Consider the following 11,609-nt stretch of genomic DNA (forward strand, 5'->3'; position numbering starts at 1 on the left):
AGGAAATTAGTGTAATTCGTGGCAAACCTTTTTTAAATTTGAGAAACTAAAAACTTAAACAATGGAAATTATAAAATGGGGAATTATTGGCTGTGGAAATGTAACCGAAGTCAAAAGCGGCCCAGCTTTTCAGAAAGCTCCAAACTCAGCTTTAGTTGCCGTTATGCGAAGAGATGCAGCACTTGCAGAAGATTATGCCAAACGTCATAACGTTCCAAAATGGTATTCAAAAGCTGAAGATTTAATAAATGATCCAGAAGTTGACGCTGTTTATATTGCCACTCCTCCATCTTCTCATAAAGAATACACTATTTTATGTGCTAAAGCCGGAAAACCAGTTTATGTTGAAAAACCGATGGCTTTAACTTTTGAAGAATGCAACGAAATGATCAGCGTTTGCAAAGAACATAATGTTCCTTTATTTGTTGCCTACTACAGAAGAGCTTTACCGCGATTCTTAAAAATAAAAGAAATTATAGATCAAGGAAAATTAGGAACCATTAGACATGTCAATTGTGTTTTATATCACCCTTTCGAGCAGCGCTATGATGACGAAATCAACCTTCCTTGGACTGTTTTACCACATATTTCTGGAGGCGGAATTTTTGTCGATTTAGCTTGTCATACTTTAGATTTCTTGGATTTTGTTTTAGGTCCGATAAAATCTGTCCGCGGACATGCTACTTCTCAATTAATGGCTTATCCTGCTGAAGATGCTGTTTCGATGTCGTTTTTATTTGAAAATGGAATTCACGGCTCTGGAATCTGGAATTTTGCAAGTTTCGAACGTTATGATAATACTGAAATTGTTGGTGATAAAGGAAAAATTTCATTTTCGACTTTTGGAAATGATCCTTTGCAGATTCAATATGCAAATGGAGAAAAAGAAAGTATTACAATAGAAAACCCGCTTCATATTCAGCAGCCATTTATTGAAACTGTTATTGCTGATCTTTTAGGTAACGGAACTTCCCCATCTAAAGGAACTTCTGGCGCCAGAACAACTTGGGTTATTGATCAGGTTTTGAAGGAATTTAGAGAGGCTTCGAAATAAGCGCCATTTTTTGTCATTTCGAGGAACGAGAAATCACACGCGGCAATCGCCAAAGATTAAGTATAAAAAAAGAGGATATTCTTTCGAATATCCTCTTTTATAAAATATAATAACGGAATAAAATTATAGACTGTATTTGATCCCTAAAGTTAATCCTAAACCTGAAATTCCAACATAAGAACTTAACTCGTCCATTTTTTCATTTGGTCTTGTTGTATCACTTGTATCAGATGTTGCCGTGTTTGGATTAAATAGCGGATTATTAGAATTTACGTCTAATTTTTTGTGATAATTTGTGTATCTCTGAGACGTATTTCTAGTTGCTAAAGCATCTTGTCCGTTTACAGTGTATTCTGTTGTTTCTTTAGATTTTCCGTGAACAGTAAAGTTTCTGTATTCCAATTCAGCAAAAGCAGAAATATGTTTTCCTAATTTATAAGATGTTCCTAATGCTGCCATAAATCCAATTGTTGGGTTTGGTTTTACTACATCTTTAGAATAAATATTATTTGTTTGCACTACATTATTACCAACATAAGATGTAAGTTCTCTATCTGTTTTAATATCTAATGTCCCGTGAACTGGAACAATAACTCCAACTTTAGTATATGGCTCAAAACCATGAGCTTCTCCTAAAAACATTACAATAGAAGGCGCTAAATCAAATGCTTTAATCTGTCCATCAGCAGTAAAACTAATATATGTTGCAACATTATTAGCAGCATCATATCCATAAAGTCTATCTACCGTTTGAGCCATTGTCTTACTATTACTTACATAATAATTTGCAGACATTTCGACTCCTAAACGTGTAGAAAAACGGTAACCTGCTGTAATACCACTTCTAAAACCTTGTCCAAATGATCCCGTTATACTTTCTCTTGAAACCAATTTATTGTTAGTTAAAGTACCTGAATAAATATCTCTATTAGGAGCTTGTCCTCCTACTTCAGGAAATTCTGTTGAAGCTGTTTGGTTGAAATACGACCCACCTAATTTAAAATACCAGCTTTCTGGTTTATCTGCTTTCTCCGTTGTTTGCGCTATTGTGGTCATTGAGCAAACTAATAATCCTAATAAAAATAGGTTCTTTTTCATAATTCTCATTTATTGATTTATACAAACTTAGATTATTTTAACATATTCTTACAGTTTGTACGGTTAGACTTGGAACGAAATCGTTGTAATTTTGAACAATATTACTAAAAAACTATTATGCGTGCATATTTTTTAACATAAAGATTTTAACATCTGTTTGAATTTTAACTGTTGAAATTTTAGTTTAATTTAAAATTAATTTGCATTTTCTCCAATTCCTGCAATAACTCAGCTGAAATTCTAACTTTTAAACGGCGACTTGGCATCGTAAGTTTAGTCACTACTTTAATTTCTTCAACTTCATTTACCTCTTGGATTTTTGTATCTTCAAGTGCCGCATCTTCATTCTCATTTTCACTTTCAAAAACAGCATCTTCGGTTTCAAAATCTGCTGGAGTTTCTACCTCAACCAATTTTTTTATTTTTTCTAATTCCATAATTTCAAAAGTCACAGCATGCTCTCCTTTATTTTCAGCAAATAAATGACTCAGTTTATGAATAAACTCTGGATGAAGATCTTTAATATTCAGTAAAACGATTAGCTTTTTAGCGAAAGCTTCTAGAATATCCTGCAATTGTCGAATCTCCACAAACTGCATTCTAGGATCTGATTTTTTCCCTGTATCGTGATTTACCCACCCGTCTTTGATCAATATTTTCAAAAAGGCAAAATTGTTCTGAATCAAGAAATGGCGGAATTTTAAATATTCTTCACCAAAAATCTTAAACTCATAACTTTCATCATAACCTTCTAAATTGAATGCCGCCCAGCCTTTTCCGTTTTTGGCTACACGATGCTGAACGTTATTGATAATTCCTGCAAAGTGTAAATTCTTTCCAACATATTCATTCATACTTTTTAATGCTTCCAATCGGGCATTACAGAAGTATTTCATTTCAAACCTAAAATCATCAAGCGGATGCCCAGAAATATAGATTCCAACAACCTCTTTTTCTTTTGCCAGTTTTTCCATGGTACTCCAGTCTTCACATGGCGGAACAACTGGCTCAGCAATCTGGACTTCGCTGGCTTCTCCAAATAAACTTACTTGCGAAGAGTTTTCATTTTCCTGAAACTTCGATCCGTAACGCATTGCTTTTTCGTAGAAAGTAATTCCATCCCCTTCATCATGGAAATATTGGGCACGAGTTGTCCCTTCAAAAGAATCAAAACCTCCGGCTAATGCTAAATTCTCAATCGCTTTTTTGTTGGCTGCACGCAAATCAATTCGCTTCGCCAAATCAAAAATCGATTTATATCTTCCATCTTTTCTGTTTTCTACAATCGTTTCTACAGCTCCAGAACCTACTCCTTTAATCGCTCCCATTCCAAAACGAACTGCATAATCATCGTTTACAGTAAATTTATAGTAGGATTCATTTACGTCTGGTCCAAGTACTTGTAATCCCATACGTTTACATTCTTCCATGAAAAACGAAACCTGTTTGATATCATTCATGTTATTGGAAAGTACCGCTGCCATATATTCTGCAGGATAATGTGCTTTCAAATAGGCTGTTTGGTACGCAATCCAAGCATAACAAGTCGAGTGCGATTTGTTGAAGGCGTAACTCGCAAAGGCTTCCCAGTCTTTCCAGATTTTCTCTAGAACTTTAGCGTCGTGACCTTTTGCTGCAGCTTGTTCAACAAACTTAGGTTTCATTTTATCAAGTACGTCTTTTTGTTTCTTACCCATCGCTTTACGCAAGACGTCGGCCTCACCCTTTGTAAATCCTGCCAAAGACTGAGACAAAAGCATTACCTGCTCTTGGTAAACTGTAATTCCGTAGGTTTCTGATAAATATTCGGCACAGGCATCTAAATCGTATTTGATTTCCTCATCACCGTTTTTTCTTCGAACGAAAGACGGAATATACTCCAAAGGCCCCGGACGATACAAGGCGTTCATGGCAATTAAATCTCCAAATACCGTTGGTTTCAGATCTTTCATGTATTTCTGCATCCCAGGCGACTCATATTGGAAGATTCCAACAGTTTCACCTCTTTGGAAAAGCGCATACGTTTCTTCATCATCAATTGGAAAAGTATCTGGATTTAGTTCGATTCCTGTTCTGTATTTTACCAGTTTTACAGTATCTTTTATCAGCGTAAGGGTCTTCAGACCCAAGAAGTCCATTTTCAGCAATCCGGCACTTTCTGCAACCGAGTTATCGAACTGTGTTACATACAAATCCGAATCTTTTGCAGTGGTAACCGGAACGTAATTCGTAATATCCGATGGCGTAATGATTACCCCACAGGCGTGAATTCCCGTATTACGCATCGATCCTTCAAGAATTTTTGCCTGCTGAATGGTTTCTCCTGCCAAATCATCTTCATTGGCAATCGCGATTAATTCTTTTACATTATCAAATTCGTCCGAACGAAGTGCTTTTTTAACTTCCTCTTCACTTTCCGAAATAAAACGCGCCAAATTCCATTTTGACGGCATCATTCCTGGAATCAGTTTCGCAATTCTATCGGCTTCAAATAAGGGTAAATCCAGTACACGCGCCGTATCACGAATCGCCGATTTGGTTGCCATTTTACCATAAGTGATAATCTGCGCTACCTGTTTTTGACCGTATTTGTTGATTACGTATTCCATTACACGTCCACGACCCTCGTCATCAAAGTCGATATCAATATCGGGCATCGATACACGATCCGGATTTAGGAAACGCTCAAAAAGTAAGTCGTATTTAATTGGGTCAATATTTGTAATTCCAAGGCAATACGCAACCGCAGATCCGGCTGCAGAACCACGTCCAGGTCCTACCGAAACGTCCATTTTTCTTGCCTCGGCGATGAAATCCTGTACAATCAAGAAGTAACCCGGATATCCTGAGTTTGAAATCGTCATTAATTCAAAATCCAGACGTTCTTGAATCGATTCGGTAATTTCGCCATATCTTCTTTTTGCCCCTTCCATTGTAAGGTGGCGCAAGTATTTATTTTCCCCACGAACACCTCCGTCAGCTTCATCTTCAGCAACTACAAATTCGTCCGGAATCTCGAATTTCGGAAGCAATACATCACGATAAAGTGAATACCCTTCAACTTTATCTATAATTTCCTGAATGTTGATAATCGCTTCTGGCAAATCAGCAAAAAGCTTTTTCATCTCGTCTTGCGACTTGAAATAGTATTCCTGATTTGGAAGTCCGTAACGGTAACCACGACCACGACCAATTGGCGTTGCCTGCTTTTCACCGTCTTTTACACACAATAAAATGTCGTGTGCATTGGCATCTTCTTTATTTAAATAATAAGTATTGTTGGTTGCTATTAATTTGACATTGTGTTTTTGAGAGAACTCAATCAGGGTTTTGTTGACACGATTTTCGTCTTCCTGATTGTGGCGCATTACTTCCAAGTAGAAATCTTCGCCAAATTGTGCTGCCCACCAAATTAAAGCTTCTTCGGCTTGGTTTTCACCGATATTCAAGATTTTACTCGGAATTTCTCCGTATAAATTCCCAGACAAAACCATGATATCGCCTTTGTATTGCTCAACAATCTTTCTGTCAATTCTCGGAACATAATAAAATCCGTCAGTATAGGCAATCGAAGCCATTTTAGCCAAGTTATGATATCCGGCTTTATTTTTAGCCATTAAAACAACTTGATAACCGTTGTCTTTTTTGCTTTTATCTAAGTGATTCTCGCAAATGTTGAATTCACAACCTACAATAGGTTTCACCTCTGTTTCAGTTGGTTCTTCACCTGCTTCAACTAATGCTTTATTTTTTCCAGAAGCCGCTTTATTGTGATTCATAACAGCGCTCACAAAATGGAAAGCTCCCATCATGTTCCCTGTATCGGTCATGGCCACGGCTGGCATTCCGTTTTTAGCGGCAGCTGCCACAATATTTCCAACTCCAATAGTCGATTGCAAAACCGAAAACTGGGTATGATTGTGTAAATGCGCAAATTTTGCTGCTTTAAAATCAGCTTTATCTTCTTCTGAAACAACAGTCTCTTTGCCTTCTCCAGCAAGAGCTTTAAGCTGTTCTCTGATTTTATCAGAAGCCGCTTTTAAGTTGATATGTTTTAAACCAATTAACTTAAATGGCTCCGCATTTCTTTCTTGAAATTCTTTGAAATACTCTTTAGGAACATCAAGTTCTTCTTTGGTGAAAACCTCTCTTCTAACCAATTCTAAGAAACAACGCGTAGTTGCCTCAACGTCGGCGGTTGCGTTGTGCGCTTCAGCGAAAGGCTGATCGAAAAGGTAGCTGTGTAATTCGGTCAAAGTTGGAAGTTTAAATTTTCCTCCACGACCTCCAGGAAGCTGTAATAATGAAGCCGTAACTTCGGTACAGGTATCCAAAACAGGCATCGAACTCATTTGAGATTCTACTCCCATTCTATGGAATTCGGCTCCCATAATATTAACGTCGAAACCTAAATTCTGACCTACAATATATTTGGTTTTGCTTAATGCAATATTGAATTTCTCCAAAACTTCAGCCAAAGTGATTCCATCGGCTTCTGCCAATTCAGTCGAGATTCCGTGAATACGCTCAGCATCATACGGAATATTAAATCCTTCTGGTTTTACCAAATAATCCTGATGTTCGACAAGCTGTCCCATTTCGTCATGAAGCTGCCAAGCAATCTGTATACAGCGAGGCCAGTTATCAGAATCTGTAATTGGGGCATCCCAGCGTTTTGGTAATCCGGTTGTTTCGGTATCGAATATTAAATACATATAGTGAAAATACAAAAATTAAATTCCAAATTCCAAGTCGCCACCATTGCAAAATACTGACAACATGAAACATAACAAAATGCGAAATGAAAAATGGAAGGAATTCAAATTTACGCTTTTTTTGGAGAAATTAAAGTCCAAAATTGTTAAACAAAACAACTTGTTTTGACAAAAATATCATTAGCTTTAAACATTTTAACAATCTAAATTTGACAATAGTTTATTTCTAAACTTGATACAGAGGATTTAATTAAATTCTAAACATAAAAATTTTAATCAAAATTCTATGAAAAAATACTTTCCTCTCTTTCTGATTATTCTAATTAGTTGTTCAAAAAAGAATCCTATTGAAAAATCTTTAGAAACAAAGTCCGATGAATATTGGTGTTATTACACTAATTGTGACTCTTATTTTACCTATTTCAAGTTTAAGGACAACAAATTATCGTACCGATATAATATAGATGAAGACGGAAAATTTAGTACTAGACCCGAAGATCCGTTTATGCCTGAAGATCCGCAAAAATGGTCTGTTTCTGAAGACAGCATTATGACTTGGGGAAATTTTTCTTATGATGTTGTAAGTTATAACGATAAAGCAATTGTTCTTGTTTACCAAACAAAGGAAAAGCCATATCTGAATTACCTTTTTTTAATCAAAGAAAAAGAAAGTGATTTTAAAAAATATTCGGACGATTATAACGAAAAAAGGCTATATAATCCTGAAAAATACAAAACACATAAATAAAATTTAAAACCCAATCCAACTTCAATAAAATAAATTTTAATAATGAAAAATAAATCTGCAAAGAAACTTAGGATACAATATGTTATTTCATGTTTTTTAATCTATTTTATTTCAGTCAGTTGCAATCAAAGTATTGAACCGAAAATTAATAATTCTATTCAAAATTTAATTGAAAAATATCCTCAATTAACAGCTGAAAAAAAATCAGAAAAAAGTAAAGAATTTAAGTTCGTGAAAAGTGTGCGGGAAGGCGAATTCAATATCGAAATCCAACTTTATTCACAACCTGAAGGATATAAAAACAGAAATCATATTTTAGTATTTATTAATGGTAAAAAACAAATTTATGCCATGCCTCTTTTTAATAGCAAATACAGAGATTATTGGGAATTCTCATTTGATAAACTATTACAAAATGTGCCCAAAACAAATACAACTTTTACAAATCAACTTAATTCAGGCATAGATGAGCTGATTAATAATAGCGATCGAAGAAAATCAAATAAAAGGTATACATTAATCAACGAGATGCTTACTTCTGTATTAAATTGCAAAAGAATTGAAGAAAAAGACAGCAGCAGTGTACTTCATACTTTAAGAGGAAGTTATGATATTCCTGATGAAAATATCGATTCAGCTAAAATCAGATTACGTAAAAATTACGAGTTAATGAAACGAGAATGGCATCCAGAAGAATTTTCATATAACTACAATTGTTACTTCGACGAAACCAATGCTAGAGTTTATCAAATAGAAAATCTTGGAAATAAATTTAAAATTAAAACATATAGAATGGATTACGGATTTCATTATATAAATCTTTAAAATCTTCGATTATTTATTTTGAATACTCATTGCCAAAATCAAAAAATTTATTGATTACAACCAGTCTTTCAGCAAATTATTCAAAAAGAAAACCAGTCTTACTCCTGCAGAGTTTGAAGACTCATTAAATTAATCCAGCCTATTCTCTTTTTATTTTTCCAAAAAAGAGATCGGTTTTATTCTTTTTTGGACTTAATTTTGAGCTTCCATTTCATAAATTTACATAAAAATTTACCTCTTGGATGTCGTAGTATTTAGGCGTTTTATTGAATCTAAATAACATGCAAAAAACATCCTTTTATGCCTTATAAAACCCAAAAAAAGAAGATTTGGCAAAGAAATCAAAACTAACAATTATTACTATTTTTATTTATTTTGTTACATATTTTCAAATAAAAACCTCTATTTTATAGCAGTTTTGAGATAAATTTGCAAACTATTAAAACAAAAAACAATTAAGCAGAATTAAATCTGAAAAAGAAAAACAAAATCAGTTTCTAAATCATTTTTCTTCCAAATTTTAGTTTACAAAAGCCTATTTTTTATTTGTAAATCAGTTTGGGTATCGTATATAATGAAATATCGAAATTGACGCTTTTTTATCTTTTTTTACTTTTGTTTTGCTATTATAATGAACAGGAAATTGCTGTGGTTATAGAAATTACAATTAAAAAAAATAAAAAATGAGTAAGACATTATTTGACAAAGTATGGGATTCACATGTTGTGCGTAAAATTGAAGATGGGCCAGATGTGTTTTTTATTGACCGCCATTTCATTCATGAAGTTACGAGTCCTGTTGCTTTTTTAGGATTAAAATCAAGAGGCGTTAACGTTTTATACCCACAACGTACTTTTGCAACTGCAGACCACAATACACCAACCATAAACCAACATTTACCAGTTCAGGATCCTCTTTCTGCTAATCAGCTTCAAGCTCTTGAAGACAATGCAAACGAATACGGAATTTCGCACTGGGGATTAGGTCACCAAAAAAATGGAATTGTACACGTAGTTGGTCCTGAAAACGGAATTACTTTGCCTGGTGCTACTATTGTATGCGGGGATTCACATACGTCTACTCACGGTGCTTTTGGAGCTATCGCTTTCGGTATCGGAACATCTGAGGTCGAAATGGTGCTTTCTACGCAATGTATTATGCAGCCAAAACCAAAGAAAATGCGTATCAACGTAAACGGACAACTAAGTAAAGGTGTTGGACCAAAAGACGTTGCGCTTTATATTATTGCTCAATTAACTACTTCTGGAGGAACAGGTTACTTTGTTGAATACGCTGGTGATGTTTTTGAAAACATGACAATGGAAGGTCGTATGACAGTTTGTAACTTAAGTATCGAAATGGGTGCTCGTGGAGGAATGATTGCTCCTGACCAAACTACTTTTGATTTCTTAGAAGGAAGATTATACGCTCCAAAAGGAGAAGCTTGGACTAAAGCTGTTGAATATTGGAAAACACTTAAAACAGATGCTGATGCTGTTTTTGATGCTGAATTAAACATCAAAGCGGAAGATATCGAACCAATGATTACTTATGGTACTAACCCTGGAATGGGAATTGGTATTACAAAACATATCCCGAATGCCAAAGAAGTTGAAGGTGGTGAGGAAACTTACAAAAAATCTTTAGCTTACATGGGCTTCAACGAAGATGATGTAATGATCGGAAAACAAATCGATTATGTTTTCTTAGGAAGCTGTACAAACGGACGTATTGAAGATTTTAGAGCTTTCGCTGAAATTGTAAAAGGAAGAAAAAAAGCAGATAATGTTACAGCTTGGTTAGTTCCTGGATCTCACGTTGTTGAAGCACAAATTAAAGAAGAAGGAATTTTAGATATCTTAACAGAAGCTGGTTTCGTATTACGTCAGCCTGGATGTTCTGCTTGTTTAGCAATGAACGATGATAAAGTTCCTGCTGGAAAATATGCAGTAAGTACTTCAAACAGAAACTTTGAAGGTCGTCAAGGTCCTGGTTCTAGAACTTTATTAGCAAGTCCAATTATGGCTGCTGCTGCTGCTGTTACAGGAAAACTAACAGATCCGAGAGAATTATTTTAGATTGAAGATTTTAGATTTCAGATTGCTGATCTAAATTCTTCAAATAAAATTGACTAACATTATTTAATACAAAAACATTTTAGATGCTGTGTTTTAAGTTTTCAAAAGAAAATCTAAAATCTAAAATCTAAAATCTAAAATTCCAAAAAATGGCATACGATAAATTTAATATACTTACAAGCAGCGGTGTACCGTTGCCAATTGAGAACGTAGATACAGATCAAATCATTCCAGCTCGTTTCTTGAAAGCTACAAAACGTGAAGGTTTTGGAGACAACCTTTTCAGAGACTGGAGATATAATGGAGACGATACTCCAAAAGCAGATTTCGTTTTAAATAACCCAACTTACAGCGGAAAAATTCTTGTAGGAGGAAAAAACTTCGGTTCTGGATCTTCTAGAGAGCACGCTGCATGGGCAGTTTACGATTACGGATTCCGTGCTGTAGTTTCTTCTTTCTTTGCAGATATCTTCAAAGGAAACTGTCTGAACATCGGAGTTTTGCCAGTACAAATCAGCCCAGAATTTTTAGCTAATATTTTCAAAGCTATCGACGCTGATCCAAATACAGAATTAGAAATCAATCTTCCTAACCAAACCATTACTTTATTGTCAACTGGTGAGCAAGAGTCTTTCGCTATTAATGGTTACAAAAAAAATAACCTAATTAATGGTTTTGACGATATTGATTATTTACAAGATATGAAAGAGGACATTAAAGCTTTCGCTGATAAACTTCCTTACTAAAAAATCAGGTTCAGTCCTTTGAGACCCGACAGGTTTTTGAAACCTGTCGGGTCTTTATAAGTTAAACAAAAAATTAGAACGCGGATGAAGCAGATTTGCTATCGCAAAGACGCGAATTTGCGAGGATTTTTTCTTTAACTAAAAAAAATAAAATCAGTTTTTATCCGCGTCTTCGCGAAGGCGAATCCGTAAAATCTGCGTCCAATTACATCAGAATTATAATATCAATATGGAAAAAAGAAAAATTGAAATAATGGATACGACACTTCGTGATGGTGAACAAACCTCAGGAGTATCATTTTCTGCTGCAGAAAAACTGACCATTGCGCAATTGTTGTTGGAGGA

At 34.9% G+C, this 11,609-nt stretch carries 8 protein-coding genes; 6 read left to right on the forward strand and 2 right to left on the reverse strand.

All coding sequences use genetic code 11. The features are described from left to right. Positions 1-61: 61 nt before the first annotated feature. Entirely contained in the window at positions 62-1,054 is a 993-nt protein-coding gene (locus tag VGE71_RS07950) for a Gfo/Idh/MocA family oxidoreductase (RefSeq protein ID WP_331137847.1), read from the forward strand. A gap of 123 nt (positions 1,055-1,177) precedes the next feature. Here the strand turns inward: VGE71_RS07950 and VGE71_RS07955 are convergent, their stop codons facing one another. Next, entirely contained in the window at positions 1,178-2,152 is a 975-nt protein-coding gene (locus VGE71_RS07955) for an outer membrane beta-barrel protein (RefSeq protein ID WP_331137848.1), read from the reverse strand. 179 nt (positions 2,153-2,331) lie between these two features. Next, positions 2,332-6,867: a DNA polymerase III subunit alpha gene (gene dnaE, locus VGE71_RS07960; protein WP_331137849.1), complete on the reverse strand. Its 4,536-nt coding sequence runs from the start codon at positions 6,865-6,867 to the stop codon at positions 2,332-2,334. 286 nt (positions 6,868-7,153) lie between these two features. Here dnaE and VGE71_RS07965 point away from each other — a divergent pair, with 286 nt between their 5' ends. The 5 genes from VGE71_RS07965 to VGE71_RS07985 form a co-directional block, all read left to right on the forward strand. Continuing rightward, entirely contained in the window at positions 7,154-7,615 is a 462-nt protein-coding gene (locus VGE71_RS07965; protein WP_331137850.1) for a hypothetical protein, read from the forward strand. Between the two features lie 42 nt (positions 7,616-7,657). Beyond that, positions 7,658-8,440 (forward strand): hypothetical protein, encoded by a 783-nt coding sequence (locus VGE71_RS07970; RefSeq protein WP_331137851.1) that lies wholly within the window; start codon positions 7,658-7,660, stop codon positions 8,438-8,440. Between the two features lie 683 nt (positions 8,441-9,123). Beyond that, positions 9,124-10,518, forward strand: coding sequence for a 3-isopropylmalate dehydratase large subunit (leuC, locus tag VGE71_RS07975; RefSeq protein WP_286965064.1), 1,395 nt, complete (start codon positions 9,124-9,126; stop codon positions 10,516-10,518). Between the two features lie 149 nt (positions 10,519-10,667). Next, entirely contained in the window at positions 10,668-11,264 is a 597-nt protein-coding gene (gene leuD, locus VGE71_RS07980) for a 3-isopropylmalate dehydratase small subunit (RefSeq protein WP_144215886.1), read from the forward strand. 229 nt (positions 11,265-11,493) lie between these two features. Further along, positions 11,494-11,609: hypothetical protein (locus tag VGE71_RS07985; RefSeq protein WP_331137852.1), on the forward strand; the 116-nt coding region annotated here is incomplete at its 3' end.

Source organism: Flavobacterium sp., from assembly GCF_036405015.1.
Taxonomy (GTDB): Bacteria; Bacteroidota; Bacteroidia; order Flavobacteriales; family Flavobacteriaceae; genus Flavobacterium.

Bases quoted from the DNA above. Each gene is read 5' to 3' on its own strand.
- VGE71_RS07950 (WP_331137847.1), top strand. From the start codon at position 62: ATGGAAATTATAAAATGGGGAATTATTGGCTGTGGAAATGTAACCGAA.
- VGE71_RS07955 (WP_331137848.1), bottom strand. From the start codon at position 2,152: ATGAAAAAGAACCTATTTTTATTAGGATTATTAGTTTGCTCAATGACC.
- dnaE (WP_331137849.1), bottom strand. From the start codon at position 6,867: ATGTATTTAATATTCGATACCGAAACAACCGGATTACCAAAACGCTGG.
- VGE71_RS07965 (WP_331137850.1), top strand. From the start codon at position 7,154: ATGAAAAAATACTTTCCTCTCTTTCTGATTATTCTAATTAGTTGTTCA.
- VGE71_RS07970 (WP_331137851.1), top strand. From the start codon at position 7,658: ATGAAAAATAAATCTGCAAAGAAACTTAGGATACAATATGTTATTTCA.
- leuC (WP_286965064.1), top strand. From the start codon at position 9,124: ATGAGTAAGACATTATTTGACAAAGTATGGGATTCACATGTTGTGCGT.
- leuD (WP_144215886.1), top strand. From the start codon at position 10,668: ATGGCATACGATAAATTTAATATACTTACAAGCAGCGGTGTACCGTTG.